Raw genomic sequence first — 26,789 nt, 5'->3', positions numbered from 1 at the left:
GTGCCCAGGCCGAGCACGCTGACCGCAAGGCCGGTCCGGCCCAGGATGATTCGATTCACGATGGTCCTCTCCCTCGATGAACGGTGATCGTCACGGCGCCCACGCCGGGCGCGGGCTCACTCCTTCGGGGCGACCTTCCACGACGTGAACCGCCGCTCGACGCGCATGAGCAGGTGATTGAACGTCAGCCCGAGCGCCGTGATCGTCAAGATGCCGACATACATGCTCGGGATCTGGAAGTTGTATTGCGCGTAGATGATCAGGTATCCGAGCCCCGCCTTGGCTCCGATCATCTCCGCCGCGACGAGGACGAGCAGCGAGTACGCGCCCGCCAGGCGGATACCCACGAAGATCGTCGGGACCGCGGCCGGCAGGATGACCTTGCGGAACAGCTGGAGCGGCGACAGCCCCATCGTGCGCGCCGACTTGATGAGCAGCGGATCGACCCCGCGCACCCCGCTGATCGTGTTGAGCAGGATCGGCCAGGTGCACGAGTAGATGACGAGCGCGATCTTCGAGGACTCCCCGATCCCGAGCAGCAGCAGGAACACCGGCAGGAGCGCGAGCGCCGCGGTGTTGCGCAGCACCTCGAGCAGCGGGTTCAGCGCGTCCGCCACGCCCTTGTACCACCCGATCGCGAGCCCGAGCGGCACGCCCACCGAGATCGCCAGCGTGAAGCCGACGAGAGAGCGCGACAGGCTCGCCTTGATGTGGCTCAGGAGCTGCCCGTTCTGGAGCAGCTGCCATCCGGTCGCCAGCACCTCGGACAGCGGCGGCAGGAACGCCCCCTCCACGAGGCCCACCCGCGGCGCCGTCTCCCACAGGGCGGCGACCGCGAGGAGGATCCCCGACCGCGCGACGGCGCGGCCGAGCCACCGCGCCGCGTCGCCCACGAGCTGCCCTTGCTGCGACTCCTCCGGCAGCGGAATCGATTGCTCCAGGCTAGCCATTGACCGCCACCACGCCCGCCACGGGGCGGCTCTCCGCCGCGCGCTTCTGCCGCTTGCTCCGCTCCTGCTCCTCGGCCTTCAGCACCTCCTCGCGCAGCAGCGTCCAGATCTCGTGTCGCAGCCTACCGAACTCCGGCGTCGACCGCGCGTCCTCATAGCCCCGGATCGCCTCCGGGATATCGATGACCCGCTTCACCCGGCCGGGCCGGGACGTCATGATCGCGACCCGCTGCCCGAGGAACACCGCCTCGTCGATGCTATGCGTGATGAACAGGATCGTCTTGCGCGACTTCTCCCAGATCCGGAGCAGCTCCGCCTGCAGCGACTCGCGCGTCTGCGCGTCCAGCGCCGCGAACGGCTCGTCCATCATCAGCACCTCCGGGTCGTAGGCGAGGCTCCTCGCGATGGCCACCCGCTGCTTCATGCCGCCCGACAGCTCGTGCGGATACCGATCCTCGAAGCCGGAGAGGCTGACCAGATCCAGGTAATTCTGGGCGATCTCCTTGCGCCGGCTCTCCGGGATGCCCTTGGCCTCGAGCCCGAACTCGACGTTCTCGCGCGCCGTCCGCCACGGGAAGAGCGCATACTGCTGGAACACGATCCCTCGATCGAGGGCCGGGCCCGTGATCGGCTTGCCGTCGAGCAGGAGCCTGCCGCTGCACGGCTTCGACAGGCCGCCGAGCAGATCGACGAGCGTCGACTTGCCGCACCCGCTCGGCCCGACGAGGACCATCAGCTCGCCGGCCCTCACGTCGAGGTTGAGGTCCTCGATGGCCGTGAACCGCGCGCTCTCCTTGGCGCCCGCCGGCCCTTTGACGGCGAATGTCTTGCTCACATTGTGGAACTGGATCTTGTTGCTCATGGCTCCTCCTGCTCCCGAACCTCGACGAGGGGGCCCCTTCACGGACCGCCGTTGAGCACGCCCCGTACCAAGCGTGAGCCGGCTCCCTGGACGCAAATCCGCTATAACAGATGGCGGCCTGCTGCTGGAGCAGCAGGCGCTTGCTCACGGAGTGTTGCTACAGCAACAGTGGATCCGTCCTTACGAACCCAGGGCGGTCTGCGGGGGGGTTCGACGCGGGCGAATGACAGTTATTTCGACGTGCGCGAACGCCCAGGGTAAATTTCGACCTCATGACCGCCGCCACCACGTCATCGGGAGAAATCGACGCCGAGAAACTCGCGTGCAAGCGCGCACGCCTCTTCGAGCGAGCGCCGGTCGCGATCGTCCAGTACGGCAAGGAGCTCATGATCGAGGACTGGAACGGCGCGGCCGAGCGCCTGCTCGGCCACACGCGGAAGGAGGCGCTCGGCCAGCGCGTGGACGAGCTCCTGTGGGCGCCCGGCAGCCCCGACGGGTGGCAGCAGCTCCTCGCGGAGGACGGGGCGGCCCCCCGGGTGTGGAGCCACGCCAGGAAGGACGGCGCCGTGCTGAGCGTCGAGTGGCGCCACGAGCGCATCCTCGACGAGCACGGAGAGGTCATCGGCGTCGGCGTGTTCGGGCAGGACGTGACGGAGCGGACCGATCAGGCTCGTCGCCACCATCAGAGAGAGGTGATCCTGCAGGCCATCACGCAGTCGCTCCCGATCATCGTCTGGGCCATCGACCCCGAGGGGATCTTCACGTGCCACGAGGGCAAGGCGCTCGAGGCCATCGGGCTCCAGCAGGGCGCGCACATCGGCAAGAACGTGTTCGACCTCTACGCGAGCAACCCGCAGGGGTGCGAGGTGCTGCGGCGGGCGCTCGCGGGCGAAGCGAGCCATTCGGAGTCCCTGACGCACGGGGTGTTCTGGGACAACTGGGAGGTCCCCATGCGCGACGAGCAGGGCGAGGTGTCCTCGGTCGTCGGCTTCACCCTCGACATCAGCAAGCCAAAGAACACCGAGCAGGAGCTCCGGGCCAGGCTGGACCTCATCGAGCGGCAACAGCGGGTCATCCGCGACCTGTCGACCCCCATCATCCAGGTGTGGGACGGCGTGCTGACCCTGCCGATGATCGGCGTGCTCGACAGCGCCCGGACAGCGGAGGTGATGGATACCCTGCTCGACGCGATCGTCCGCACGGGCTCGCGCTTCGCCATCCTCGATCTCACCGGCGTCGAGCTGGTCGACACGAAGACAGCGAGCTACCTCCTCGATCTCGTCGCCGCGATCCGGCTGCTCGGCGCCGAGGGCATCGTCGCGGGCATCCGCTCGAACGTCGCCCAGACCATCGTCAGCCTCGGGCTCGATCTGGCCAACATCACCACCCTCGGGAACCTCCGGGCGGCGCTCCAGCACTGCATCCGTCAGATGAGCAAGGAGCGCGCGGCCGGCGCGGCGCACGCTTCGCTCCAGGGCGCTGCTCCGCGGCACCTGTGACAGCGCCGCGCGGGCGACCGCTCCGGCGCGGCGCTCCCTCGGCTCCCCTGCGCTCCCTCACGATCGCCGCGCTGGCTCACGGCTTCCGCGCCGTCGGCTTCGCCGTCCCCGCTGCCCCCATCGCCCTGGCCAGCGCGTCGACGACGACGCGGACCGCAGCGCGCGCGGGCGCGGCGTAGACCGCGAAGCTGGCGCGCCTCGAGGCGCCGTACTCCGGCAGCACGCGCCGCAGCGCGCCGCTCTCGAGCTGATCCTGGACGACGTAATCGGGGAGGTTCGCCAGGCCGAGGCCGGCGACCGCGGCGTCGCGCAGCGTGATCGTGTCGCTGGTGCGGAACGTGCCGCTCACCGGGACGACGCGCTCGCCCTCGGGGCCCACCAGCGTCCACCGGGCGACAGGCTCGAGGTTGAGCGTGATGCAGTCGTGGTCGGCCAGGTCCTCGAGGCAGCGCGGCGTCCCGTGGCGCCGCAGGTACCGCGGGCTCGCGCAGAGCACGCGCGGGTCGTCGGCGAGCCGCCGCGCGACGAGGGAAGCAGGGGAGATCTCGGCGGCCAGGCGCACCGCCACGTCGATGCGCTCGGCCACCAGATCGACGATGCGGTCGGTGAGGTCGAGATCGATGCGGAGCTCCGGGTACCTCGCGCGACAGGCCAGCACCGCGGGCGCGACGCGGATCATGCTCACGCAGGCTCGGGGGCACACGGGCGTCGCGCTGCTGCTCTTCATCCTGGCCGCCGCTCTGGTCGCAGATCGGCTCGCGGCGACGCCCCCGGCGCAGGGCGGGTCGCCCCCGCCGAGCGCGCGGTACGACCTCGCGCAGATCGACCCGCGGGGCCGCGCGAACGGCGGGCCGCGCGCCCCCGGCGCCCCGGCGGCGGCTCACGCCACGCGATCGATCGCCCCCTCCACGCCCTCCTGCTTGGAGCAGTGCGCACAGCAGTAGAACGCCCCGCCGGCCTCGATGCCGTGCCCCACGATGCGGCAGGCGCAGTGGGCGCAGACGGGCGCGAGCTTGTGAATCGCGCACTCGAAGCAATCGAAGGTGTAGCTCGTGCCGCCCACCATGATTTGAAATGCCTTGTCGTAGCTGTTGCCGCAGCAGTCACACGTGTTCATGAGAACCTCTCGACGGTTAGGGGATGACGTTGCGCCGCGCGCCGAGCGCGGCCGGCCCTCGCGATCACCCCGGGCTCCTTGGCGGGCTGTCCCGGCGCCGGCGGGTCTTCGATCTCCGGAGAGCGCTCTCCGGGCGCCGGGGGAGGGGGCGGGGGATCCCGGCGCGCCGGCTCGCCAGGATCGGGGTCGCGCCGCGGGGCCTCGCGCGGCGCCGGATCCTGCGCCGGCGGACCCCGGCCGGGATCGCCGACGGGCTCGGGGTTGGGCGTTCCTCGGGAGGGGGGCGCATTCACCGGCATGGACGGTTCTTTCCTCGCGCGTCCTTGGCTGACCTCATGTTGACGCGGCGCAAACAGGGCTGCATGAACCGCGCCACGAGCGCTTCCGAGCGGAGCGGCTCGACAGCGCGACGTGCTGCGCCCGCGCGGTCCTGGTACGCGCTCGCCGCGGCCCTCCACGGCGCGCATTCCTGTCACAGTGAGGCGCGGCTGCATGGCTGGGGCCGGCGCGGCGAGCCACCCGCGCACCTCCACTCCGCGTGCGCTCGCGCGGCGATGCGTCGTCCCGAGCGCGCCCATGCGCCGGACCGGGCCCAGCGGAGGCGGCCGCGAGCGAGCCGGATGGGCCCGCCCGCCGACCGCCAGCGCTCACTTCGGGAGGAAATGAAGGATCTGCCCGAGCGCCTTGGTGAGGCTCTCGGCCTCCAGCACGTCGGGCAGCACCAGCACGCCGAGCACGCTGAGGCCGATGCCTATCAGCGAGCCTCCGGCGATCACGCCCGCGCAGATGGCCTCGGTGTTCTCCGCGGCGAGCGCGTACCAGGGCCGCGCGGGCGGCGCGTCCGAGCGCCCGCCCGGCGCCGTCTCGCTGAGCCGTGTCTCCTGCTCGCGCTTCTTGTGCCAGAGCGCGGCGCGCCGATCGAGCAGCCAGAAGAGGAACGAGCCGAGGAACATCGACCAGATATCGGTGAAGTTGAGGATGAACGCGAGCCCCAGGGCGACCGCGGAGAGGGGGAATCGGTTCTTCGTGACCTGCCTCGTGACCTCGACGAGGATCCCGACGATCGCCCCGACCACCACCGCGGACTTGGCCGTCGGGTGGAGGAAATCGAGCCCCTTCATCAGCACCTCGGCGACGGCCTTCCACGTGAGCGCGCTCGGGACCGGCAGCTGCTCCGTCCCGTAGCGGCCGATGTCGCCCTGGATGAGCACGAGGTACCAGATGGGCACCGAGAGCACGAGCCCCGCGACCGTCCCGAGCACGTGCCCCATCGCCTGGTGGCGCGGCTTGCCGCCGAGCATGTAGCCCGGCTTGATATCCATCAGCAGGTTCGCCGTGTTGCTCGCGACCTCGGCGGTGATCCCGGCCGTCATCAGGTTCGTCGTGATGTTCTTCGGGGCGAGGGCGCCGTAGGTGAGCTGCGTCAGCTTGCCGAGCGCCCCGGTCGGGGTGATCGCCGTGATGGCCGTCGAGTTGACCGCGATGAGCGAGAAGATGAAGACGAGCGGTATCGCGAGCGCCCCGAGCCACCAGGAGATCCCGAACCAGAGCTGCCCGAGCACCACGATCACCGCGCCGACGACGGGTATGCCGATGATCGACAGCTTCACCGGGAGCTCGATGTCCGCGAGCACGTCGGTCGCTCCACCCTTCTTGGTGAGGCCCTTGAACGCGTCGAGGATCACCTTGGGCTTGGAGAAGAAGGCGTAGAGAGAGGACGTCGTCATGCACGCGACGCCGCCCCACAGCGCCCAGAGGGTGATCGCGCCGAACCCGAAATGCCCGTTCTTCGGCAGGATGATCCCGCGCTCGATCAGCAGAGGGGCGAGGACCCAGTAGTTGAGGATCCCGCCGAGGAGGAGCGACACGCCGGTCCGGATGCCCATCAGGCCGCCCGTGGCGACGAAGATGATGCTCGTGTCGAACCGGATGGTGAGCTCGTTCAGGGGAGTGCCGTGGATGGCCGGCGAGAGGCCCGAGCGCTTGAGCAGATCGGCGAAGCGCCCGCGATAGAGGAACTCGTCGTAGTAATGTGGGATGCTCTTCAGCGCGAAGAGCGCGCGCATCACCTTGTCGTCGCGGAGGAGCTCGATCGCGGCGCTCAGGAGGCCGCCGCCGAGGAGGAGCTTCGCCTTGAAGAGGCCCTCCTTCTCGTCGCTCTCGTGCAGCGCGTCCATCACGACGCCGGCGGCCATCCCCTCGGGGAAGGGCTGCTGCTCGTCGTTGATGAAGCGCTTCTTCATCGGGAAGGCGAAGAGCACGCCCAGGATGGCGAGGACGAACATCCAGATCATCGCCTGGCCCATGGGGATGATCGTCGTCGTGACCATCGAGTAGGCCGCGAGGCTCGTGAAGAGCGGCGCGTTCATGTATCCGGCCGACGTCGCGATGGACTGCATCGCGTTGTTCTCGAGCACGGTCATGTCGCTGCCGAGGCCGAGCCTGGAGAGCACCTTGAAGAGCCCGAAGGCCAGGATCACGCTCGTGATCCCGACCCCGAGCGACCAGCCGGTGCGCGCGCCGATGTACAGGTTCGTGAGCGACAGGAACGCGCCGAGGAGCATGCCCGTGATCGCCGAGCGCCACGTGAGCTGGGGCATGTCGCCGCGGTAGACGTTCTTCAGCCACCATGTGTCCTTCTCTTCGAGCGACATGGTGTGAACCTGCTCTGGCGTGAGCTGTTTGATGGCCATTGCGCGGCGACCTCCTCGCACCTTGTATCATGGTAGGCGACGCGCCGTGCATCTCTTCGGCGAGCGCCGGCGGCGCGGATCTCGTCGATTCCTCGCTCGCCGCAGCTCCCGCGCGCCCATCGCCGATCCCGGCGAATGCATGATGCGACGGAATTGCTGGCCCCGTGTCACGAGGCTCTCCCCGCGAGCCGCGTGGCTTCCATGTTAGAGAAGGCTCATGGCGACCGCCGCGCTCGAGGCAAGTCGCAAGGCCGCCAAGGCGGCGGATCCGAGCGCGTCGCTCCCGCACAGCTTCACCTGATGCGAGGACGCCTCCCGTCCCGAAGGATGACGCTGGTTCGACAACCTATCTGGATGGATACGAAGAAGCCAGGGGATGCGGCCGACTGCCGATCACGCCGAGCGGCGCTCTGGCTCTACTGCGGGAAGTTGCCCCGGAGCGGCAGAAAAGCCGCCAAGCCGCCAAGGGCAGAGGGGAAGGGGGCTGTCCGGGCATCCCCCCTATTCCCCGGTTCTCTTGGCGCCCTTGGCGGCTTGGCGGTTTGCTTCCCGGCCGACTTCCCGCAGCAGAGCTAGCGGCGTCGCCGCTGCTCGGCGACCGCCGCCGCGGCCTCCGCCTCCGCCTGGACGGCGGCGTCGTCCGGCAGCGGCAGCGCCTGAACCGCAGGGAACCGCACGCCGAACACGCCGGCGCCCGCGTCGACCGGCGCCACGCGCTCCCTCGTGGGCCGCGCGTCGAGCTCGACGATCCGGTTCACCGTGCGCTGCATGGCGATGGCGACGAACAGCCAGGTGATCGGGCCAGTCAGGAGCTGGATGTACGGGATGACGCTCGCCACACACGCCGCGATGACCAGGCCCCGCGGCACGCCGTCGGGCATGCCCCGCAGGCGGCACTGCAGGTTCACGCGATCACAGAGCCGGAGGCCGTTCCAGAAGATCCAGTAGTAGTTGAAGTACGGGGCGAAGTGCAGGCCGATGGCCTTCCCCACGGAGGGATCGTCGCGCTCTGCCTGCGGCAGCTGGGCGTGCATCGCGTTGAAGCGGATGAACGACACGATTCCGAACGTCACGACGTGCAGCAGCGCCGTGGCCCACACCGGAAACGCCTCGAGCTGATGCCGCGCGAGCGCGACCCGCTCGCCGGCACCCAGCCCTGCCACGCCGCCGCGATACGTGTTGGAGGCAACAGGCTGCCCGCCGACGCGCTGCGCCAGCAGGGCGTGACGCATGGCCTCGTTCTGTCGGCGCAGGCGCTCGTTCTCGGCCTGAACGTCGTCGAGCTTGCCCGCGAGCGCGTCTCGATCGGAACGGAACACGGGGCAAGTATAGCGCCGCGACCAGGGCCAGCAGGCCGAAGCGGCGGGCCGAGCGGGTGATCAGGCCCCCATGGCCCGCACGAGGCACGAGATGGAGAGCCGTGGCGCTCTCGGCGCAGGGCAGATGGGGTATCAGTCGCCGTCTCGGCCGGCGCCTGTGAATCCGTCTTCCCGGCGCGCGAAGAGGACGTTGAACGTCGTGAGCGTCCCGTAACAGCCCGTGATGTACGCCTGGAGCTGGACCTTCTCCGCGTCGCTCAGCCCCTCGTGCCCGTTGATCTTCTGCTCCAGCACGCGCAGCTTGTCGCGCAGCATCACGATCTTGTGGAAGAACACGTCGAGCGGGATGCGCTTCTCCGCCGTGCCCTCCTTGCCGGGCCGGAGCACGATCTCCCCGCCTTCCCAGCGGCCGCCCATCTCCGCGCGGCCGACGCCGAGCTCCTCGGACAGCACCTCGCGCAGCACACGGCGGAACTCGTCGATATCCATGTCGATGTCGATCTCCCTTGGCAGCGGCGAACGGAAGGGCTGCGGCGCCGTGCTCGGCCGGCGCTCCGGCGACGGGGCGCGCTCGGGCGCGCGCGGCCTGACGCTGGAGCCGCGCGGCTGGCCCGCCGCCCGGGGCGGCGGCGGCGGCGGCGGCGCGCCCTTGGCGCGGTAGCGGGCGCACGTCGCTGTCGCCTTGATCGGCGGCGGGTACACCTCGAGGGCGCACTCGCCGACGCGGCCGCGCGCTGGATCCTCGTGCACCCTGGTAAATGCCGCGCAGCTTCCACACCGGCCCGCGTAATCGTTCACCGCGGCGGGACTGTATCAGCTTTGCGGCTGTCGGGGAGCGCCTTGTGGACGCACGGAGGCGCCTGCCAGCGGCGCCGCGATCCGGTTCCGGTGCCGCGCTCGCCTGTCGCAGCGAGGGCGAGCCGACCGCGGTTCGGCTATCCTGTCTGGCCGTGCGTGCCCCGGCCCTGCTCCCCGCCCTCGTTTCCGCCGCCGCCCTCGCTGCCTGCGCCGCCGCGCCGGCGCCTCCGGCCGCCGCGCCGGCGCCTCCGGCCGCCGCGCCGTCGCCCGCTGCCGCCGCGCCGTCGCCCGCTGCCGGGCCGGAGCCGGCCGCGGCGAGGCCGCCGCTCGAGTTCATCCACGACGACGTGCCGCGAGCGCGCGAGAAGGCCCGGACCGAGGGCAAGGCGCTGTTCGTCGATGCGTGGGCGCCGTGGTGCCACACCTGCCTGAGCATGAAGCACTACGTGCTGACCGATCCGTCGCTGCGCCCGTTCGCCGATCGGGTGGTGTTCGCGGACGTCGACACGGATCGACCGGAGAGCGCGCCGTTCCTGGAGCGGCACGAGGTGACGGTGTGGCCGACGTTCTTCGTCCTCGAGCCGGCGGGCGGCGAGGTGATCGGGCTCTGGCGGGGCGCCGCCTCGGTCGAGGAGCTGCGCGAGCTGATCCGCGAGGCGCTGCTCGCGATGGATTCGCAGGCTGCGTCGGCGCTGCCCGCGGACGATCCGAACCGCCTGCTGGTCGAGGCGAAGCGGGCCCACAGCGCGGGGGACCACGCCGCGGCGGTGTCCGCCTACCGGCGCGCCCTGGCCCGGGGCGGAGAGGCCTGGCCGCGGCGCAGCGAGGCGCTGCTCGGCCTCCTTTCGGCGCTCTACCGCAAGAAGGACGCCGCGGCGTGCGCGGAGCTCGGCAGCGCGCACGTCGGCGAGGTGAAGGGCGCGGCGCTGCCCGCCGATTTCGCGAGCGTCCTGCTCTCCTGCGCGGCGGCGCTCCCCGGCGGCAAGGCCCAGCGGGCCGCGCGCGAGGCGGCGGTCGCCCGGCTGCGGTCGATCGTCGCGAGCCCGCCCGCGGACGCGAGCGCGGACGACAGGGCCGACGCGTGGGGCCTGCTCGCCGAGGGGCTCGAGGCGCTCGGCGACGCGGGCGGGGCCCGCGCTGCGAGCGAGTCGAAGCTCGCCGTGCTGGAGCGGGCCGCGAAGGAGGCGAAGACGCCCGAGGCGGCAGCCGCATACGACTACGGGCGCGCCATGGCGTACATCGCGCTCGGCCGCGGCGAGGAGGCGGTCGCGATGCTCTCCCAGCGCGAGGCGCAGATGCCCGCCTCGTACGAGCCGCCCGCGCGGCTCGCGCAGGTGCTCCACGCGATGGGCCGCGAGGCGGAGGCGCTCGCCGCGGTGGAGCGGGCCATCGGCCGCGCTTATGGCCCGCGCCGGCTGCGCTACCTGAAGCTCCGCGCGGAGATCCAGCAGCGGCTCGGGCGGGGCGCGGAGCAGATCGCCACGCTGCGCGAGGAGGTGGCCGGCTACGAGGCGCTCCCCAAGGGCCACGCCAGCCAGGCGGCCCTGGACGACGCGCGGCGGCGGCTCGCCGAGGCGGAGAAGGCCCAGCGCGGCGGCGGCGTGAAGAAGCGCTGACGGAGCCTCCCGGCGTCCGCTACGTCTCCCCGGTGCCCACGACCAGGCCCGTCACGCGGAGGCGGTCGAGACGCCAAGGTGGAATTCCAACATTGATGTCTTCCGGCGTTCTCACGGTTTCATCGACTTACCGTCCGTTTCACAGCGTCGGCAGCACGCCGCGGTCGCGGCCGAGCGGGAAGGCCGTCTCGAGGCGGGCGATGTCCTCGCTGCTGAGGCGCAGATCGCCCGCGGCCGCGTTGTCGAGCGCGTGCGCGGCGTTCGCGGCCTTGGGGATCACGAAGGTCGGCTGGCGGCGGAGCAGGAAGCGCAGCGCGACCTGCCGCGGCGTCGCGCGGTGGGCGGCGGCGACGGACGCGAGCACCCTGCCCGCCGCGCTGTCCGGCGCCGGGAACCGGCCCGAGCCGAACGGGCTGTAGGCGACGACCGCGATGCCGTGCCGCTCGCAGAGCGGCAGCACCCGGTGCTCGATCGCCCGCTCGAGCAGGTGATAGAGCACCTGGTTGCAGGCGATCTCGCGCGCTCCGGCGATGGCGATCGCCTTCGACAGCTCCGCCTGGTCGAAGTTGCTGACACCGAAATACCGGATCTTGCCCTGGTCCCTCAGGTCCTTGAAGGCGCGGAACGTCTCCTCGAGCGGGTGCGACCCGGGCCAGTGGAGGAGGTAGAGGTCGAGCCTGTCGGTGCGGAGCTGCTCCAGGCTTCGCTCGCACGCCGCGATCGTGCCGGCGTAGCTCGCGTTGCTGGGCAGCACCTTGGAGGCGAGGAACACCTCGTCGCGGCGGCCGGCGATCGCCTTGCCGACGAGCGCCTCGACAGCGCCCGAGCCGTACATCTCCGCCGTGTCGATGTGCGTCATGCCCGCGTCGATCCCCCGCCGGATGGCGTCGATGCAGGCGGCCTCATCGTCCATCTCCATCTGCCAGGTGCCCTGTCCGACGACCGGGATCTTGACGCCAGTAGAACCGAGTGCGCGCTGCTCCATGATGATGAACCTCCGCTTTTGTCACCGGGGGCGGCACGCGCCGCCCCCGCCCGCCGGCAGAGCGGCGGGGCCCCACCCCCACGCGGCCCGTGCTGGCCGCCCTTCACGGAGAGCCGCATGGACACAGCGTTTTCTACCTGATCGGCGTTCCAGAGGCGCCCCTCCGCCCCGCGTGGGATCGCTGAATTCACCACGAAAAGCAAGCTCGAGCGCCTTCACCGGGCCGAGCCCGGCGGTTCGCGACGTCGGTTGCAGGCGCCTTGTCCATAGAAAATTCCTTGCTTGAGGACGTCGCAGACAGACGATGAGCCGCTGTGTAGATTGCGCTGCCCGCGGGCTCCGAGGAGGTGGATCGATGCGTTGCATGCTGATGGGATCGTTCGTACTGGCCGCCGTGATGTCGTTCGCTGGCGTGAGCCGCGCGCACATCGACCTCACGTCCCCCGCGCCGAGGCACGCGGACGACCAGCAGAAGGTGGCGCCTTGCGGTGCTCGCGGCGACGCGCGGGGCGAGACCGTCACCGTGTTCGAGCCGGGCGAGACCATCACGGTGACGTGGAACGAGACGATCGATCACCCCGGGCATTTCCGGATCATGTTCGACGACGACGGCTTCGATGATTTCCCGGAGCCGGCCAATGAGAACGATCTCTGCGAGCCGGGGGCGGACAAGGGCTGCCTGCTCGACGGCATCGCCGACAAGAAGGGAGGATCGTATTCGGCGGAGGTCACGCTCCCGGACGTGGCGTGTGACAACTGCACGCTTCAGCTCATCCAGGTCATGACGGACAGGAGGCCGGCCACCCTGTACTACCGCTGTGCGGATCTGGTGCTCAAGTCCTCCGATCCTGGCGCCGCGACGAGCGCCGCGAGCTCCGGCGCCGGCACGGGCGGCGGCGCGACGGGCGCGGGCGGGGACGCGGCGACGAGCGCGAGCAGCAGCGCCACGGTGGGCGCAGGCGGAGACGCGACGACAGGGGCGGGCGCGGGCACGGGCGGGGGCGGCGGGGGCGCAACGACAGGGGCAGGCGCGGGCACGGGCGGGGGCGCAACGACGGGCGCTGGCGTTGACGAGGGCTCTGGCGCGGCGGAGGACGACGGCGGGTGCAGCTTCGGCGGCGCGGCGGGCGGGGCTCCGATCTCGGCGGGGCTCGGCGCGCTCGCCGCCCTCGCGCTCGCGGCGCGCGGGCGGAGGCGAGGTCGGCTGGCGCCGCGACAGGACGCTGCCGGTCGCGGGTCGCGGCGCTCGTGATCGCGAGCCGGCGCGCCGTCAGGAGCGGCGCGTCGGCCCTTCGGAGAACCTGGCGATCTCGATGAGCTCCGCGGCGCGGTCGCTGGCCGGCGGGGCGAGCCAGGGGCCGTCGAACCGCGTGACCAGCGCGGTCACGTTGTCGCGGCCTCCGGCGGCGAGCGCGGCGTCGATCAGGGCGCTGGCGGCCGCCGCGGGGTCGGGGTGGGCGTCGAGCGCGGCGGCGATGTGCCGATCGTCGACGAGGTCGCTCAGCCCGTCGGTGCAGAGCAGCAGGGTGTCCTCGCGGCGGAGCTCGACGGCGGAGAGCGCGATCCTGAGGTGTTCGCGGAGCCCGAGCGCCTGGAGCATCACGCCCCTGTGCTCGAAGGTGGCGGCCTCTTCGGGCCGCAGCTTTCCGCTGTCGAGCAGCGACTGGAGGAGCGTCTGGTCGCGGGTGAGCTGGGTGAGGACGCCGCTGCGGAGGAGGTAGGCGAGGCTGTCGCCGACCTGCGCGAGCAGGAGGCGCTCATCGCAGAGCGCGGCCACGGTCGCCGTGGTGCCGCTGTTCCGGTGCTGTGAGCTCCGGCGGGCGTTGTCGCGGACGGCGCGCCCGGCCTCGCCGATCGCCTCGAGGAGGCTCCGCTCGAGGGCGTCGCTCGATCGGGGCGCGGCGCGGGTGAGGATGGCGTGGACCATGCGCGCCGCGAGCCGGCTCGCCGCGTCGGGGGACGACGCGCCGCCGGAGCCGTCGTAGACGCCGAGCGACAGGGCGAGCGGCGGCTCGACGGACGCCTGGGCGGCCGCGGGCCCATGGGCGGCCGCGGGCCCGTGGGCGAGCCCGCGCGCGAGATCGCTGATCAGGAAGGTGTCCTCGTTGTGCTCGCGGCTGAGGCCCACGTCGGTCCGGGCCGCCACGGCGACCGCCGCGGCGTGTTCGGCGGCGGACGTGCGGTACACGGGCATGCGCGCATCGTACCGCGAGGGCGCTGTCCGAGGGAGGGCGCTCGACGCGCGGCGCGCCTCGTGCCTGAAATGGAGAGAGACCGCATGAGGCTGCTCCCCAACCCCGAGCGCGCCTGGGAGCGCGCCGCGCACGTCCAGACCCTCGCGCGCGCCGAGATCGAGCGGCGGATCCCGCCGTTCACGGGCGAAGCGGAGGTGCTCTCCGGCGGGCACGCCAACGTGAACGTGCGCCTCGGCGCCGAGCGCGTGCTGCGGGTGTACCGCCGAGACGCCAGCGCGGCGCCGAAGGAGGCCAGCCTGCTCGCGCGGGGCTGGAGGTCGTTCCGCGTCCCGGCGGTCCTGTCGGCGGGTGACGATTTCCTCGTCCTCGAGCACGTCCCGCACGTTCCGCTCCAGGACACCGCGACGTGCGGCGCTGCGGTCGGGCGCGCGCTCGCGGAGATTCACGGCGTCAGCTACGACAGCGCGGGTTTCCTGGGGCCTGAGCTCGCCGTCTCCGTGCCGTTCGCCGACTGCATCGGCGCGCTGCGGGGTCATGTCGACGCGGTCCTCGACAGGCTGGCTCCTGCCCTGCGCGGCGAGCTGAGCGAGCCCGTGCGCGCGTTCCTCGACGCGAACGCGGAGGCGCTGCGCGCGCTGGCGTCGGCGCCCGTGCTGCTCCATGGGGATTTCAAGGCGTCGAACCTGCACTGGCTGTCGTCGGGCGAGCTCCTCGTGCTCGACTGGGAGTTCGCGTACGCGGGACCGAGCCTGATGGACGTCGGCCAGCTCCTGCGCTGGAGCCCGGGGCCCGAGTTCGTCGCGGCGTTCGCGGGCGCTTACCGCGAGAGCGCGCCGCTTCCCGAGGGGTTCGAGCGCTGGGCCGCGGCGTTCGACCTGTTCAACCTGGTGGGGCTCCTCGACGGGGCGGAGCCAGGCTCGCGCCGGGCGGCCGATGTCTGCGGCCGCATCCTTCAGACCACAGGGGGAAGCGAGGACTGAGGTGGCTTGAAGATGCCGAACCCGGCATCGCTCGGCAGTGCTTCTCGGCGGGCGCCGCAGCTTGGAGAGTCATTTTCGTGATGAGCGCTGAGCTCCTCGCGTAAGGATGCTTGTCGCGGATCTTCCGCTCTATCTTGTGGGCCGTTCGCCGTGATGCGGTTAGGGTGCGCCGCTGATGCACAACGGCGCTGACCAGTTCGCGAAGAACATTCTGCGCGAGGCGCTGAGCCGAGCCTCGTCTCCGGAGACGGAGGTGGAGGTGCTCGCGGCGACGCAGAAGATCGATGTCTACAGCGTGCCCGATCCGGCGCGGGACGCTGAGCGCGCCGGGATGGGCTTGCTGGGCGAGCTCTCCGCGGAGCCGAGCCTGTTCGAGCCGTTTCACCGCACACCAGGCCTGCGGCAGGTCCGCTCGTGTCTGCGCAAGCAGCTCACCTGGTATCACGAGCTCGAACGCCGGGCCCGCGCGCAGGCGTCTCCAGTCGGCGCCTCGTCGAACGATGCGGAACCCGACGCATCGACCCAGCCGGCCGTGGCTTTCCCTGCGCTCGTTGTCATCAGCTCGGGCCGACCGGAGAGCGTGCTTGCAGCGTACGAGTGCCGCAAGGCGAAGCCCGGCGTGTCCCACGCGGCGCCGGGGCTCGCGCTTCGCATCGTCGTGCTGTCCGAGCTGCCCCGGACGCAGGAGACGCTGCTCTTGCGCCTGCTCGGCTCCGGGCGCGTGCTGCGCGAGGCGCTCGCCGATCTGGCGGCGATGCCGGAGGACGCCTGGGAGAGGAGCGTCGCCACGCCTCTCCTGGTACATTTCCAGCTCGGGCTCGATGAGCAGGCGACGAGCGAGGAGGACGACGTGAGCGCAGAGATCCGTGCGTGGTTCGAGGATTACCAGCAAAAGCTGCGCAACGAAGGGCGCGACGAAGGGCTGAAGGAAGGGCGCGACGAAGGGCTGAAGGAAGGGCGCGACGAGGGGCTGAAGGAAGGGGGACGCAACCTCCTGCTGCGGCAGCTCCGGGCCCGCTTCGGCGAGCTGCCCGCCGCCGTCGTCGCTCGCGTCGATGCAGCCGACGTGGCCGAGCTCGAGCGGTGGGGCGAGCGGGTGCTCGGCGCGCGGACGCTCGACGAGGTGCTCGGAGCGCCGAGCTGAAGGGCCGAGGAGGGCCCGCCGTGCCTGCCCGGCCGCGCAGGGGCGGCAGCGATGCTCCGGCGTCCCCGGCGTCGCCGACCACCCCGTCGCTGTCTGCGCAGAAGACGCCCGCTCAGGGCAGGCCGGCAGGCGTCAGGACGACACCTTCACCCAGGCGGGGCGCTCGCTGATCCGCTTCCACCACGCCGCGACGTTCGGCCGATCGGTGATGAGCTCCCCGAGCTTCGACACCACGAGACACTGGAGGTACGGCATCCACGAGATGTCGGCCAGCGAGTAGCTCGAGCCCGCGAGGTACTCGTGGCCGGCCAGCGCCTTCTCGACCACGTCGAGCGCCCTCACGACCTCGGCCTTGGCCGCATCGACGATCGCCTCGTCGCCCTGCTTGCCCTGCATCGGCAGGAAGACCCGCTGGAAGACGATCTTGACCGCCGGGGTGGCGAAGTACGACTGCTCCACGCTGAGCCACTGATCCATGAGCGCCCTCGCCCTGAGCTCGGTCGGCGCCAGCGGAGCTCCCGGAAGCTTGTGATCGAGGTAACGCATGATCGCCCTCGACTCGTAGAGCGTGAAGTCCTCGTCCTCGAGCACCGGGATCACGCCGAAGGGGTGGCGCGCGAGGTGCTCGGGCTGCTTGTGCGCGCCCTTCATCAGGTCGACGAGCACGAACTGCGCCTCCTGGCCCTTCTCGGCGAGCACCGTCAGGACCTTCCGCGTACACGTGCTCATGGGATGTCCGTAGATCTTCATCGCGTCTCCTTAGACCTGTGTTCCGTCGCGAGGCGCCGACCGGCGGCGGCCACCACGGCGCGCTAGCCTAAACGGATTTCTCGGACCGCGATCGCCCAGATGATGCGGGCCGATCGCGGCGCGCGATCAGCCCTCGCGCCGCCGATCCTCCTGCCACTCGGCGTCGCGGGCCGCGGCGAAGACCGGGAGGTGCGCGAGCCACCGCTCGCCGGCGTTCGGGCGCTCGAGCGCGATGCGCAGGGCTGCGATCAGCTCGAGCGGCGCGGCGTCGAGGCCCTGCTCCTTCGCAGCCCAGCCCAGCCCGGCGAGGACGGCGTTGGCGACCTCGTAGCTCGGGCGGTGCATCGGCGCCGTGGGGATCGACGCGGGCGCGGCGAAGTGGCGCTCGCACGCCGCGACGTCGAGGGAGCCCCAGGCCGCGCACACGATCGGGCGGACAGCGTGGATCGAGCAGGCGCCGCGCTCGTCGAGCAGCGGGCAGGGGACGCCGGCCTCGGCGCGCTCCAGGCGGGAGAGCCCGCGCGTCGCCGCGTCGGCGGCGCGGACGCGCTCCTCCAGCGCGGCGAGCTCCGCCTGGCTCCGCGTGGCGCGCAGGTGGGCCGCGATGCGGAGCACCTCCGGCGCCAGCACGAGCACCTTGCTGACGCAGCAGGTCGCGCAGCCGGCCCTGCAGGCGATGGGCCGATCGGGCGGCTCGGCGCCCGCCGAGGCCGCCTGCAGCGCCTCGGCCCGCGCGAGCGCCGAGGCCGCGGCCGACACAGCGCCGGCCTCGGTGCGCGCGGCGAGCAACGGCGCGAGCGCGGCGCGCTCCCCGTCGGCGATCCCCTCGAGGACGGCGGGGGTGTACCGCGTCCCGCGGGCGAGCGGCAGGGAGCGCTTCCGCCGGGTCATCGCGGCGCTACGCGGTCTCCGGGAGCCGCCAGTCGATCTCGTCGGCGCCGCGGGCGCGGAGGGCGCTGTTGATGGTCGAGAACGGCTTGCTGCCGAAGAAGCCGCTCCTCGCCGACAGCGGCGAGGGGTGAGCCGCCTTGATGACCGTGTGGCGCTTCGCGTCGATGAGCTTCGCCTTCTTCTGCGCGTGGCCACCCCAGAGCACGAACACCACCCCGTCGGGCCTGTCGTTGACCTTCTTGATGACCGCGTCGGTGAACGACTCCCAGCCCTGGTTCTTGTGGGAGTTCGGCGTGTGCGCCCGGACGGTGAGCACGGTGTTCAGCAGCAGCACCCCCTGGGTCGCCCACGTGGTGAGGCAGCCGTGGCTCGGGATCGTGAAGCCCGGCAGATCCGAGACCGCCTCCTTGTACATGTTGGCCAGCGACGGCGGCGGCGTGACGCCCGGGCGCACGGAGAAGCACAGCCCGTGGGCCTGCCCGTCGTCGTGGTACGGGTCCTGGCCGAGGAGCAGCACGCGCACGCTCTCGTACGGCGTGAGCTTGAACGCGGCGAAGACGTCCTCCTCCGCCGGAAACACCTGGTGCGCCGTCCGCTCGTCCTCGACGAAGCGCGCCAGCTTCTTGAAGTACGGCTGCTCGAGCTCTCCGGCGAGCACGCGCTCCCACGAGGCAGGTAGATCGATCTTCATCTCTCGCTCAGACCCCTTCCTTCGGACAGAACTCGCTCATCCGGCACTCCCCGCACTTCGGCTTCCTGGCGACGCAGGTGTAGCGGCCGTGCAGCACCAGCGCAGGGCCGAAGAACGTCCATTGATCCTTCGGCACGATCTTCATCAGATCCTCCTCGATCTGCTCGGGCTTCTCGCGCTTCGAGAGGCCGATGCGCCCGCTGAGGCGGGCGACGTGGGTGTCGACGATGATCCCCGAGGGGATGTCGAACGCCGTGTTGAGCACGACGTTCGCCGTCTTCCTGGCCACGCCCGGCAGCGTGGTGAGCTCGGCCATGGTCGCGGGCACCTCGCCGCCGAAGCGCGCGACGAGCTCCCTGCACGCGGCCTGCACCGTCTTCGTCTTCTGGCGGTAGAAGCCGGTCGGCCTGAGCTCTTCCTCGAGCTCCGCCGTGGGCGCGTCGGCGTACGCCTGCGCCGTCGGGTACTTCGGGAAGAGCGTGGCGGTCACCCGGTTGACGCGCTCGTCCGTGCACTGCGCGGCCAGGATGGTCGCGACGAGCAGGTCGAGCGGCGTCTTCCAGTCGAGCTCGTAACGCGCGTCGGGGTACGCCTCGCGTAGCTGCTCGAGGAGGAGGGGGATGCGGTCTCGGGCGTTCATGGGGGTCATCGCAGCGTAACCCAGCCCCGGGCCGCCCGTCAGCGGGGCTCGGCCCCTCAGCGCCGCCGCGCGACGAGCCCCGGCCGCCTTCGGCCGAAGTAGATCTCGAGCAGCTCGCGCCCCACGAGGTTCGCCTTGGTGCGCCACGCGATGTCGTTGGCCAGCATCACGGAGACCGCGATCTCGGGGCGATCCGACGGCGCGAACGAGGCGAACCACGAGAACATCCGCGACGGCCTGCCGCCGACCAGCGTGCCGGTCTTGGCGGCGACGGGCATGGTGCCGAGGGCGCGGGTGCCGTCCGGCTTGCGGAACGCCTTGGCGCAGGTGCCCCGCCGCGTCGTGACCTCGAGCATCGACCGGAGGGTGCGCGCGACGTCGGCCCGGAGGCCGCGGCCGTCGGTGCTCCGCGGCGCGAGCGCGCCCGCGTCCTCGCGGTCCTTCGCGTCGTGCGCGCCCGGCGGCGCGAGCAGCGAGAGGCGGACGCGCTCGCCGTCGTTGGCGATCGTCTGCATGGCGAACAGGGCGCCGAGCGGGCTGAGCCGCCCGCTCCAGAAGCCCGCGGCGGCGCGGGCGAGGCCGAGCCCGCCGGCGGGGATGTTGGCGGTGCTCGGCGCGACGGGGATGTCGATGGGGACCTCGCCGTCGAAGCCGAGGTCGCGGGCCTTGTTGCGCAGGTCGTCGGCCGTGAGGTGCCGGCCTGCGAGGCGCGCGAAGACGCCGTTGATGCTGCGGCCGAGCGCCTCGCCGAAGACGGTGCAGGTGGTGCCGCGGCCCTCCAGATCGGCCGCGGTGATCGCGCTCATGCCGCCCGTGTAGCAGACGGGCGTGGCGACGTTCACCTTGCGGCCCTCGAGCAGCGCCGCCGCGGTGACGATCTTGAAGAGGCTCGCGCTCGGGGCGAGCGGGGTGGCGACGTAGTCCCTGTCTCCGCGGCTCGCCCACACGAGGATGCGGCCGGTGCGGACGTCGGAGGCGACGATGGCGCCCTCGGGGGCGCCGGAGCGGGCGAGGAGGCGCTCGGCGGCGCGCTGGAGCTCGGGATCGAGCGTGAGGCGCACCTGCTTGCCCGACGCGCCGACCGTGGCGTGGACCGCGCCGGCCTCGACGTGGAGCTTTCGGACGCCCGGCGGCGCCGGAGATGCCGTCGCCGGCGCGATCCCGACGGCGATCGCGGCGGCGAGCGCGAGGAAGAGACGTGATCGCACCCCGCGGAGATGCCAGGGAGAGGGCGCGCGGGCCAAGTTCCGCGCGGCGTTCGCGACGGGGCCTCGTCGCCCAAGGAGGAGGGGGGAGCGGTCCATGAGGAGCAGCGCCCGCTCCCCGGCTTTGCCCTGGAGCGGCTCAGCGCTCTTGTTCCAGGGCGATCCGATGGCCATCGGGATCGATGACCGTCACGGGCGAGCTGCCCTCCGAGCCGGTGGCGCCGACCACCGCGCCCAGCGCTCGGAGCGACTCCAGGATCCGATCGAGGTCGGAAACGACGAGCCCCAGGCGGAGGCCGGACGTCGGCTTGTCGGAGAGCGGATAGAGCTCGAGGACCATGCCACCCACGTCGCACGCGTAGTGCTTCGGTCCGTTGCCGTGCTGCTCCGGGGACAAGCGCAGGCCAAGGCCTTCGTAGAACCGCCGCGAGCGCTCGAGGTCCGCGCACCGGAGGACCACGTAGGCAACACGTTGCACGCTCATTGGAAGGGACCCGCGCGCGCCGACCGAGGTCAGCGCCGCCCTTCCGGCACGAGGGTCTCACCGCGCGCCAGCATCTCCACCAGCGCCGCGATCTTCTTCGCGCGCCCGGTGGGCGTCTTCATGTTGTTCGTGCGAAACGCCAGCGCGAAGAGGTTCTGGCGCCCGAGGGTCTGGAACGTCTTGCGCGCCCGTGGGTTCGCCTCGATGGCCGCGCGAAGGTCGTCGGGAACGGTGGCTTCGGTCGCGCTGCGGATGGGGGCGTAGGCGGCCTCCCAGCGACCATCCGCCTTCGCGGCGTCGACCTGCCGCTGGCCGTGCGGCGTCATGCGGCCGGCTGCCGTCAGCCGCGCGATGTGATCCCTGTTGATCTGGCTCCAGACGCTCCTCGCCTTGCGAGGGGTGTACCGCTGCAGAAACGAGACTTCGTCGAAGGATTTCCGGATGCCGTCGATCCACCCCCAGCACAGGGCCACGTCCAGCGCCTGCGCGGTGCTCACCGTCGGCACGCCGGAGTCCTTCTTGTGAATCTTCAGCCACAGCTCGGTCTCGCGGGCGTGGTTGGCGGCCATCCAGGCTTCGAAGGCCGCCTCGGTGGGGAAGCTCTTGATCTTGTCTGGATTGGGAATGATCGGCGCCATGAAAAAGGTCCCGGTTGAAGTCTATCGATCAAGGTGCCCAGGGAGCCGGCACGCCGGGTCCTCTGCACGTACCAGGGCTCTTCCTCGGGAGGGAGAACATCGAAGGTTGCCCATGGCGACCAAGTTGCGCCCGTGTCCACAACTCGCCTTTCTGTGTGTCTTTTTTTACTGCCCAACGTGTCGTTAAGCCGCAGGCGGGCAACAAAGGCAACCGACCGACAGCTTCAACGGCATGTTGGAGCGCTGAACGATATTGAAACATCGGTGATGATGCCACGGCAGGGATTGGCAGCTCGTCCCGATTTGCCTCGGTTTAGCGATCCTGTGACCGAGTCACTCCGCCCCTGGTTTCAAGAGAACGTTGTCGGTTACCTCGCGTGCGCCTGGCAGGCGCAAAATGTCATTCATCCTATAGTTCTTGTTGAGCTGTGTGCCGGTCGTTCCGGCGAAGTGGCTCACCAGGTCGTTAAGGAGAGAATCGGCGGGCACAAGCACTGCCCGCACGATCGTGCCTCCCTCCCTCTTTGCACAAATCGCGGCAGTAACACCCACGAAGTGCCGTCTGACCTTCGACTCCGGTCGATCCACAGATTCTCGTGTGCCGAAGTGGAAGTTGAACTGGTCTGTAATGCTGACTTTGTACTCGAATTTCTCGCCGGTTGGCGCGACTCCGTCGGCACCCTTGTCCGAAACAGCGAGTAAGTGGCCCATGTGGTGTGCGAGCAGTATTTCGCCCACTCCACCCTTTGCCATCGCGTCCCGTAGACCCACGGCGACCGTCGCCGCGAAGGCGGCCCTAAGGTGCTCAACGATTTTATCGTAGGGATGGGGCACTGGCTGTTCTTCCGTTCAACGAGTAGTCGACTGGTCAACCGAAGCCGGCGGACGAGGTCCATGTATTGGGGCGCCTTTGGTGACCTCGCGCACGGAGTGTCTCATGCAGTGGCGCTGCGCCGCAAGCTCCGAGTGCGGTCCAGCGCCGTACGGTAGACCCGTCGAACACAGGCGCGGTCGCGGCCTTTCCGGGGTGCCACGAGGCGCTTGTGGGGGCGCGGTGGACCGCGCGGACGGGGACGGCGCCGCGCCTAGGCGACGCGCCGAGGTGGCCTCGTCCAAGCCAGCTCTTGCGGCCGACCTGTCAGGTCGACGTGCTCTTCTGTACTTGATGTGTGGCAGGAGGCGTCTTTCAGGTGCTGTGGCTGAGCCAGCGATGGCGAGGGAGATCCGCGCGCGGCTCGGGCTCCCGCTGGAAGCTCCGGAATGCCGAGCGCGCGAGCCCACGGAAGGGATGCCCCGGTCCGACGGGCCCGCGTGCGGGAGGCCCGCCGCCGCGGCGGTCGTCGCCGCGCTCCGGGTCTGGTAGGGTGCGCGCAGAGGTGCATGTGCTCAAGCTGCCGAAAGATCTCGTCGCCGATCCGCGCCATGACGCGGTGTTCGAGCTCCTCACCAAGCATGCGGGTCTCTTGTGGGAGAGCGGCCGGAACCGGGTGGCGACGCTCCCGATGACCGACGCGCTGGCCGCGGAGCTCCGCGGCGCGCTCGCGGCCGAGCACGCCTGCCACGGCCTCGAGCTCATCGCCGATAAGCTCGCCAGGGAGCAGAAGGGGCTGGACGCCGCGGCCAGGAGGGCCCCGGAGAGCCCGCAGAACGCCCGCGCGTCGCGCATCCTCTTCCTCGCGAGCGACGGCAGCACCCGCTTCTATCGCGACTGCGACGCGCTCCTCTCCCGCTACCCGCAGCGCCTCCTGGCCTGTCGGCTCGAGATCGCCGGCGAGGCGCTGGGCGAGAAGCTCACGGGGAGCGCAAGGCTCATCCGGAGCGTGCTTGTCCTCGACAAGAAGGTTGCCGCCAGAGCGCTGCTCGCCCTGCTCCCGCCGGGCTGACGCCCGACGCCGCCACGGCGCGCTCCAGCACCGCGCGTCCTCCGTCTACGCTGCGCTCGCGCGCCGTCAGCACCGCCGGCGCGGCCTCCTGGAGAGGCACGCCTCTGCGCCTGGAGGTCCTGGCCTTCAGGCCACAGCCTCCACACCGGCGCCTGGAGCATTGTAACAGAGCTGTTGGCGTGTTCCCTTCCCGGCGCTCGGTCCACGAGCACCCCCTCAAGATCACCGGAAATCCGCGCCCGCCGGACCGGCACGCTGCGTGCTCAGCGTGCTCAGGAGGAAGGACAGCCCGTCGATCAATCCATCCCCGGCCGGAGAGAACCCATCGGCGGACTCCTGGCCTGCCACGAGCAATGACCTGAACTACGGCGCCATCGCGACGTGGCTCAAGACCGACGTCGTGCACACGGCCAACATTGCTCGCCCGGCGCCGTCGTCTTCTGATCCACGCCGCCTCCGCTCGGCGCGCAAGTCGGGAGAACCCGCGCCGGGCGCACCGAACATGGGCTCCGCGCCCCGTCGCTCAGTCGGTGCAGCACGGCGCCCCGCCGGGCGCGTCGCAGGTCGCCGGATCGTCGCTGCACGGCAGCCCCCAGGCCACGGTGGCGCCGAGGACGACCTCCAGCTGCGCGGTATGCTTCGTCGAGCCGTCGTCGTTGCGCGCCTCCGCCGCGAGGATCACGTGGGTCCCCTCCTTGAGCACGGCTTCCGGCTCCCACTGCCTTCCGGGGAGGAACGCGATGAGCCCGTACGCGTGCGGGAACTCCCCGGGGAGGAGCTCGATCATCCCCTCCTGCGGCACGCCCGGGGGGAACAGGTCCCCGGTCGCAGGGTCCTTGACGCTGTACCGCACGCGGACCCTCGTGCCGCAATCGCTGCAGCCGACGGCGAACCAGAGGTGATATCCCCCCTGCGGCCCGGCCATCACCGGGAGCGTGGCGCCCTCCTCGATGCTCTCGAAGCAGGTCTGGCCAGTCCCGATCTCGAACACAGCGGGGTTGTCCGGCAGGCGGCACCCGCCGCCGCCGCCCGCCCCGGTGGAGCTTCCGCCGCCGCCCGCCCCCGTGGAGCTTCCACCTTCGCCTGCGGAGCTTCCGCCGCCTTCCCCGGTGGAGCCGCCGGCGCCCGATCCATTCGAGCTTCCGCCGCCGCCCTCGCCGGTCGAGGTGCTGTCGGCGCTCCCCTCGCTGGTGGAGCTACCGCCGCCGCCCTCGCCGGTGGAGCCGCCGCCGCCCATCGCGTCTGACTCGACGCTCGAGCCGCAGTGGAGACACAGCACCGCGAGGGTGAACACGGGAGTCGCTTGCCAGCGGGTCAATGCGCGAAGGAAGGATCTCATGGGGAGCACCTGGAACACGCGAGGGCGCTGTGAAGGGGAGAACCGGAGCGCTCCCTCCTTCAGGCGCGATGTCCCGGAGGGCCGCGGCGGGCTCGACGCGAGCCTCGGCCCTGGCCGACTTGGCAGCAACCGTTCCATCGCGCGCTCCGCCCAATCCGGGCGCTTTCCCGAGCGCGCTCGCCAGCGCGCTGCGCCACGTGTGCCAGGCGCAGGCAGCTCTGGCACAGGGACCAGGCGCCCGCGACCCGGCAGGCGCAGCGCGCGCGCTGGAGAAGTGCATCGACGGCGCGCTCGGCCCCGGCGGGCGTCTTCGAGACCCACGCCGTGCCTTGGCGCGCTATGGTGTCGTCTCCCGGCCGGGGGTCGGGGGTTCCTTGCCGCCCATGCCGACGACCCGCCTGTTGCACAGCGCCGAGATCCCCCAGGCCGACAGCCTCGCGAACGTGCGGCGCGTGCTGGAGGCGCTCTCGGGCGGGGTGACCGAGAAGGAGCGGATCTCCGAGCAGACGGGCATCTCCTTGCGGCACGTCGGCTATGCGCTCGCCGCTGCCCGGGTCCTCGGCTGGCTCGTCGACGACGGCGTCTCGATCACGCCTGCGGCACGCGAGCTTCTCGCCACGTCGTCCGGCTCCGCCGACGAGCGGGCGCACCTGCGGCGCGCGATCTTCGCGTGCGAGGTCGTGAAGGAGGTCGCGCCGGATCTCTTCGAGCCCGCGGCGCCGACGCGGGAGGCGCTCGCGCGGCGCATCTTCCGCTTCACCGCGGGCATCGGGAAGGAGACGGCGCGCCGGCGCGCGCAGACCCTGCTCGCCTGGCGGAGCCAGGTGCTGGAGCGGCAGCTCCCGCTCTTTCCGAAGCGTCCGAGGAAGCGCGGCGCCGCGGCCGCAGCGAGCGCCGGCGAGGAGACAGCGCCGGGCGAGGGGACGGCCTCCGGCGAGGAGACAGTTCCGCGGCGCTGACCTCGCTGCTACCCCTGGGAGCCTCGCCGCGCGGCGCTCAGCGAGACCGCGCCGGGAAGGAAGAACGCATGAACCCTTACGCACCTCCGACCGCATCCATCGAGCCTCACGCCGAGGGCGTCGCGCAGATCAGCCCGGAGCGGCGCCTCGAGATTCAGAAGAAGCTGAGTCGCTACAGCAACTTGAGCCTCCTGTACGGGGTGCCGGGGTTCCTTCTGCAATCGGTGGGTCGCGCGACGGACAAAGCTGCCATCTCGCTCGTCGGCGTCGTCCTGTTCATCACCGCCCTCGTGTATTACGCGAAGATGCGCGGCCGTAGCGGCGCGTGGGGGATCGTGGGGCTGGCGACCTGCATCGGCCTGGCGCTCCTCTACTTCCTGCCGAAGCACTGCCTGAACTGCGAGGCGAAGCACTCGTACCGAACGAAGGGTTGCGATCGCTGCGGCGCGCCGCTCGGCTCTTGAGCGGGCGCGCTCGGCTGCTCCCCGGCGCCGCGGCAGGCGGACCGCGGGCCTCGATCTCGGGCCCCGTGCGGCGCTGCAAGGGGTAGAATGCCGCCCATGAACCGCGTTTCCAGGATGATGACGGTCACGGCGATCGCGCTCGCGGCGGTCGCAGCCGGCTACGGGCTCCTGAGCTCACGCGCTTCCGACCCGAAGACGCTGGTCGGCCGCGTCTGGATCGAGCGGATTCCGACGGGCGACACGGACCGCGTCGAGCTCGTCGCGTTGCTCGCCGACGAGCCGATCGGCATCTTCCGGCGTGCGTCTCAGTACGAGGGCTCGTTTGCCCTGTTTCGTTACGAGCTCCGCGGCAACGACAAGGCGCAGCTGCTCTTCCCGCAGGACAAATCGAAGCACGAGGTCGCCTTCGATGCGCGGCCGTGCGATGTGAAGGGCTTCGACTACTGCCTCGATCTGAGCGGCGCTCCGCGGGGCGCGGCGAAATATTACAGCCGGAAGGAATGGGAGATCGAGGGGAGCGACCTGCCGGCGCTGGAGAGCGCGCTGCGAGCGCTCGGCGATGAGGTGCTCCGGTCCGCGCCGGAGCCATGAACGGGCAGGGGGAGGGCAGGGGACGGGGGCAAGCCCTGGCGCGGCCCGGTGCGCGTGACCGGGCGCTCGCCTCGAAGCTCGGCCGCTCGCCTCGGA

General features: G+C 71.1%; 27 protein-coding genes. 9 read left to right on the top strand and 18 right to left on the bottom strand.

The genetic code is table 11. The features are described 5' to 3' along the window. Positions 1-116: 116 nt before the first annotated feature. Together WMF27_RS23670 and WMF27_RS23665 are read right to left on the bottom strand one after the other, a co-directional pair. Complete coding sequence (locus WMF27_RS23670; RefSeq protein ID WP_437766617.1) at positions 117-950, bottom strand: ABC transporter permease; 834 nt, start codon at positions 948-950, stop codon at positions 117-119. Continuing rightward, positions 943-1,812 (bottom strand): ABC transporter ATP-binding protein, encoded by an 870-nt coding sequence (locus WMF27_RS23665; protein WP_437766618.1) that lies wholly within the window; start codon positions 1,810-1,812, stop codon positions 943-945. Before WMF27_RS23665 ends, WMF27_RS23670 begins: the two co-directional genes overlap by 8 nt. A gap of 272 nt (positions 1,813-2,084) precedes the next feature. Here WMF27_RS23665 and WMF27_RS23660 point away from each other — a divergent pair, with 272 nt between their 5' ends. Continuing rightward, positions 2,085-3,311 carry a PAS domain S-box protein gene (locus tag WMF27_RS23660; protein ID WP_437942996.1) on the top strand — a complete coding sequence of 409 codons (1,227 nt, stop codon included), beginning with the start codon at positions 2,085-2,087 and terminating at the stop codon, positions 3,309-3,311. A gap of 76 nt (positions 3,312-3,387) precedes the next feature. Here WMF27_RS23660 and WMF27_RS23655 read toward each other — a convergent pair whose 3' ends face one another. The 5 genes from WMF27_RS23655 to WMF27_RS23635 all read right to left on the bottom strand — a co-directional run bounded on the left by WMF27_RS23655 (position 3,388) and on the right by WMF27_RS23635 (position 9,238). Beyond that, positions 3,388-4,038 (bottom strand): substrate binding domain-containing protein, encoded by a 651-nt coding sequence (locus WMF27_RS23655; protein WP_437766620.1) that lies wholly within the window; start codon positions 4,036-4,038, stop codon positions 3,388-3,390. Positions 4,039-4,191: 153 nt separating this feature from the next. Beyond that, the gene (locus WMF27_RS23650) at positions 4,192-4,428 is read right to left on the bottom strand and encodes a hypothetical protein (RefSeq protein ID WP_272093661.1); all 237 of its coding nucleotides are present in this window, start codon (positions 4,426-4,428) and stop codon (positions 4,192-4,194) included. Between the two features lie 647 nt (positions 4,429-5,075). Next, entirely contained in the window at positions 5,076-7,082 is a 2,007-nt protein-coding gene (locus WMF27_RS23645) for an OPT family oligopeptide transporter (RefSeq protein WP_437942995.1), read from the bottom strand. Positions 7,083-7,693: 611 nt separating this feature from the next. Then, positions 7,694-8,440 (bottom strand): hypothetical protein, encoded by a 747-nt coding sequence (locus tag WMF27_RS23640; protein WP_437766622.1) that lies wholly within the window; start codon positions 8,438-8,440, stop codon positions 7,694-7,696. 132 nt (positions 8,441-8,572) lie between these two features. Continuing rightward, on the bottom strand, positions 8,573-9,238 hold the full coding sequence (locus WMF27_RS23635) for a hypothetical protein (RefSeq protein WP_437766623.1): 666 nt from the start codon (positions 9,236-9,238) through the stop codon (positions 8,573-8,575). 152 nt (positions 9,239-9,390) lie between these two features. Here WMF27_RS23635 and WMF27_RS23630 point away from each other — a divergent pair, with 152 nt between their 5' ends. Beyond that, positions 9,391-10,854, top strand: a complete 1,464-nt coding sequence (locus WMF27_RS23630; protein ID WP_437766624.1) for a thioredoxin family protein — start codon at positions 9,391-9,393, stop codon at positions 10,852-10,854. A gap of 139 nt (positions 10,855-10,993) precedes the next feature. On the opposite strand, the gene WMF27_RS23625 is transcribed toward WMF27_RS23630, so the two are convergent. After that, entirely contained in the window at positions 10,994-11,839 is an 846-nt protein-coding gene (locus WMF27_RS23625; protein ID WP_437766625.1) for an aldo/keto reductase, read from the bottom strand. Between the two features lie 355 nt (positions 11,840-12,194). Between WMF27_RS23625 and WMF27_RS23620 the strand changes: the two genes are divergently transcribed. Further along, the gene (locus WMF27_RS23620) at positions 12,195-13,091 is read left to right on the top strand and encodes an SCE4755 family polysaccharide monooxygenase-like protein (RefSeq protein WP_437766626.1); all 897 of its coding nucleotides are present in this window, start codon (positions 12,195-12,197) and stop codon (positions 13,089-13,091) included. Between the two features lie 18 nt (positions 13,092-13,109). Here WMF27_RS23620 and WMF27_RS23615 read toward each other — a convergent pair whose 3' ends face one another. Then, positions 13,110-14,033: a PP2C family protein-serine/threonine phosphatase gene (locus WMF27_RS23615; protein ID WP_437766627.1), complete on the bottom strand. Its 924-nt coding sequence runs from the start codon at positions 14,031-14,033 to the stop codon at positions 13,110-13,112. 84 nt (positions 14,034-14,117) lie between these two features. Between WMF27_RS23615 and WMF27_RS23610 the strand changes: the two genes are divergently transcribed. After that, positions 14,118-15,014 (top strand): phosphotransferase family protein, encoded by an 897-nt coding sequence (locus tag WMF27_RS23610; protein ID WP_437766628.1) that lies wholly within the window; start codon positions 14,118-14,120, stop codon positions 15,012-15,014. 175 nt (positions 15,015-15,189) lie between these two features. Further along, positions 15,190-16,158, top strand: coding sequence for a DUF4351 domain-containing protein (locus WMF27_RS23605; protein ID WP_437766629.1), 969 nt, complete (start codon positions 15,190-15,192; stop codon positions 16,156-16,158). 132 nt (positions 16,159-16,290) lie between these two features. On the opposite strand, the gene WMF27_RS23600 is transcribed toward WMF27_RS23605, so the two are convergent. From WMF27_RS23600 to WMF27_RS23565, 8 genes are all read right to left on the bottom strand, one after another. After that, positions 16,291-16,908 carry a glutathione S-transferase family protein gene (locus WMF27_RS23600; RefSeq protein WP_437766630.1) on the bottom strand — a complete coding sequence of 206 codons (618 nt, stop codon included), beginning with the start codon at positions 16,906-16,908 and terminating at the stop codon, positions 16,291-16,293. Positions 16,909-17,034: 126 nt separating this feature from the next. Continuing rightward, positions 17,035-17,799 (bottom strand): YkgJ family cysteine cluster protein, encoded by a 765-nt coding sequence (locus WMF27_RS23595; RefSeq protein WP_437766631.1) that lies wholly within the window; start codon positions 17,797-17,799, stop codon positions 17,035-17,037. Positions 17,800-17,806: 7 nt separating this feature from the next. Continuing rightward, positions 17,807-18,490, bottom strand: a complete 684-nt coding sequence (ung, locus tag WMF27_RS23590; RefSeq protein ID WP_437766632.1) for a uracil-DNA glycosylase — start codon at positions 18,488-18,490, stop codon at positions 17,807-17,809. A 7-nt stretch (positions 18,491-18,497) separates the two neighbouring features. Further along, positions 18,498-19,130, bottom strand: a complete 633-nt coding sequence (nth, locus tag WMF27_RS23585; protein ID WP_437766633.1) for an endonuclease III — start codon at positions 19,128-19,130, stop codon at positions 18,498-18,500. Between the two features lie 56 nt (positions 19,131-19,186). Beyond that, on the bottom strand, positions 19,187-20,338 hold the full coding sequence (locus WMF27_RS23580; RefSeq protein ID WP_437766634.1) for a penicillin-binding transpeptidase domain-containing protein: 1,152 nt from the start codon (positions 20,336-20,338) through the stop codon (positions 19,187-19,189). A gap of 136 nt (positions 20,339-20,474) precedes the next feature. Further along, entirely contained in the window at positions 20,475-20,819 is a 345-nt protein-coding gene (locus WMF27_RS23575) for a VOC family protein (RefSeq protein ID WP_437766635.1), read from the bottom strand. Positions 20,820-20,848: 29 nt separating this feature from the next. Next, complete coding sequence (locus tag WMF27_RS23570; protein ID WP_437766636.1) at positions 20,849-21,457, bottom strand: YdeI/OmpD-associated family protein; 609 nt, start codon at positions 21,455-21,457, stop codon at positions 20,849-20,851. 333 nt (positions 21,458-21,790) lie between these two features. Then, entirely contained in the window at positions 21,791-22,291 is a 501-nt protein-coding gene (locus WMF27_RS23565; RefSeq protein ID WP_437766637.1) for a hypothetical protein, read from the bottom strand. Positions 22,292-22,833: 542 nt separating this feature from the next. Between WMF27_RS23565 and WMF27_RS23560 the strand changes: the two genes are divergently transcribed. Then, positions 22,834-23,340 carry a hypothetical protein gene (locus WMF27_RS23560; protein WP_437766638.1) on the top strand — a complete coding sequence of 169 codons (507 nt, stop codon included), beginning with the start codon at positions 22,834-22,836 and terminating at the stop codon, positions 23,338-23,340. A 523-nt stretch (positions 23,341-23,863) separates the two neighbouring features. Here WMF27_RS23560 and WMF27_RS23555 read toward each other — a convergent pair. Next, on the bottom strand, positions 23,864-24,679 hold the full coding sequence (locus WMF27_RS23555) for a hypothetical protein (RefSeq protein WP_437766639.1): 816 nt from the start codon (positions 24,677-24,679) through the stop codon (positions 23,864-23,866). A 383-nt stretch (positions 24,680-25,062) separates the two neighbouring features. Between WMF27_RS23555 and WMF27_RS23550 the strand changes: the two genes are divergently transcribed. The 3 genes from WMF27_RS23550 (at position 25,063) to WMF27_RS23540 (ending at position 26,693) form a co-directional block, all read left to right on the top strand. Then, complete coding sequence (locus tag WMF27_RS23550) at positions 25,063-25,638, top strand: hypothetical protein (protein WP_437766640.1); 576 nt, start codon at positions 25,063-25,065, stop codon at positions 25,636-25,638. Positions 25,639-25,706: 68 nt separating this feature from the next. Continuing rightward, a complete protein-coding gene (locus WMF27_RS23545) occupies positions 25,707-26,102 on the top strand; it encodes a hypothetical protein (RefSeq protein ID WP_437766641.1) in 396 nt (131 codons plus the stop codon). A 96-nt stretch (positions 26,103-26,198) separates the two neighbouring features. Beyond that, complete coding sequence (locus tag WMF27_RS23540) at positions 26,199-26,693, top strand: hypothetical protein (protein ID WP_437766642.1); 495 nt, start codon at positions 26,199-26,201, stop codon at positions 26,691-26,693. The last annotated feature ends 96 nt before the right edge of the window (positions 26,694-26,789 follow it).

Origin of the sequence: Sorangium sp. So ce281, from assembly GCF_051527395.1 — a bacterium.
GTDB lineage: Bacteria > Myxococcota_A > Polyangia > Polyangiales > Polyangiaceae > Sorangium > Sorangium cellulosum_B.
This window is presented reverse-complemented; position numbering and strand designations above follow the sequence as displayed.

Coding starts and splice junctions, on each gene's coding strand:
- WMF27_RS23670 (WP_437766617.1), bottom strand. CDS start 950: ATGGCTAGCCTGGAGCAATCGATTCCGCTGCCGGAGGAGTCGCAGCAA.
- WMF27_RS23665 (WP_437766618.1), bottom strand. CDS start 1,812: ATGAGCAACAAGATCCAGTTCCACAATGTGAGCAAGACATTCGCCGTC.
- WMF27_RS23660 (WP_437942996.1), top strand. CDS start 2,085: ATGACCGCCGCCACCACGTCATCGGGAGAAATCGACGCCGAGAAACTC.
- WMF27_RS23655 (WP_437766620.1), bottom strand. CDS start 4,038: ATGAAGAGCAGCAGCGCGACGCCCGTGTGCCCCCGAGCCTGCGTGAGC.
- WMF27_RS23650 (WP_272093661.1), bottom strand. CDS start 4,428: ATGAACACGTGTGACTGCTGCGGCAACAGCTACGACAAGGCATTTCAA.
- WMF27_RS23645 (WP_437942995.1), bottom strand. CDS start 7,082: ATGTCGCTCGAAGAGAAGGACACATGGTGGCTGAAGAACGTCTACCGC.
- WMF27_RS23625 (WP_437766625.1), bottom strand. CDS start 11,839: ATGGAGCAGCGCGCACTCGGTTCTACTGGCGTCAAGATCCCGGTCGTC.
- WMF27_RS23620 (WP_437766626.1), top strand. CDS start 12,195: ATGCGTTGCATGCTGATGGGATCGTTCGTACTGGCCGCCGTGATGTCG.
- WMF27_RS23615 (WP_437766627.1), bottom strand. CDS start 14,033: ATGCCCGTGTACCGCACGTCCGCCGCCGAACACGCCGCGGCGGTCGCC.
- WMF27_RS23610 (WP_437766628.1), top strand. CDS start 14,118: ATGAGGCTGCTCCCCAACCCCGAGCGCGCCTGGGAGCGCGCCGCGCAC.
- WMF27_RS23605 (WP_437766629.1), top strand. CDS start 15,190: ATGCACAACGGCGCTGACCAGTTCGCGAAGAACATTCTGCGCGAGGCG.
- WMF27_RS23600 (WP_437766630.1), bottom strand. CDS start 16,908: ATGAAGATCTACGGACATCCCATGAGCACGTGTACGCGGAAGGTCCTG.
- WMF27_RS23595 (WP_437766631.1), bottom strand. CDS start 17,799: ATGACCCGGCGGAAGCGCTCCCTGCCGCTCGCCCGCGGGACGCGGTAC.
- ung (WP_437766632.1), bottom strand. CDS start 18,490: ATGAAGATCGATCTACCTGCCTCGTGGGAGCGCGTGCTCGCCGGAGAG.
- nth (WP_437766633.1), bottom strand. CDS start 19,130: ATGAACGCCCGAGACCGCATCCCCCTCCTCCTCGAGCAGCTACGCGAG.
- WMF27_RS23575 (WP_437766635.1), bottom strand. CDS start 20,819: ATGAGCGTGCAACGTGTTGCCTACGTGGTCCTCCGGTGCGCGGACCTC.
- WMF27_RS23570 (WP_437766636.1), bottom strand. CDS start 21,457: ATGGCGCCGATCATTCCCAATCCAGACAAGATCAAGAGCTTCCCCACC.
- WMF27_RS23555 (WP_437766639.1), bottom strand. CDS start 24,679: ATGAGATCCTTCCTTCGCGCATTGACCCGCTGGCAAGCGACTCCCGTG.
- WMF27_RS23550 (WP_437766640.1), top strand. CDS start 25,063: ATGCCGACGACCCGCCTGTTGCACAGCGCCGAGATCCCCCAGGCCGAC.
- WMF27_RS23545 (WP_437766641.1), top strand. CDS start 25,707: ATGAACCCTTACGCACCTCCGACCGCATCCATCGAGCCTCACGCCGAG.
- WMF27_RS23540 (WP_437766642.1), top strand. CDS start 26,199: ATGAACCGCGTTTCCAGGATGATGACGGTCACGGCGATCGCGCTCGCG.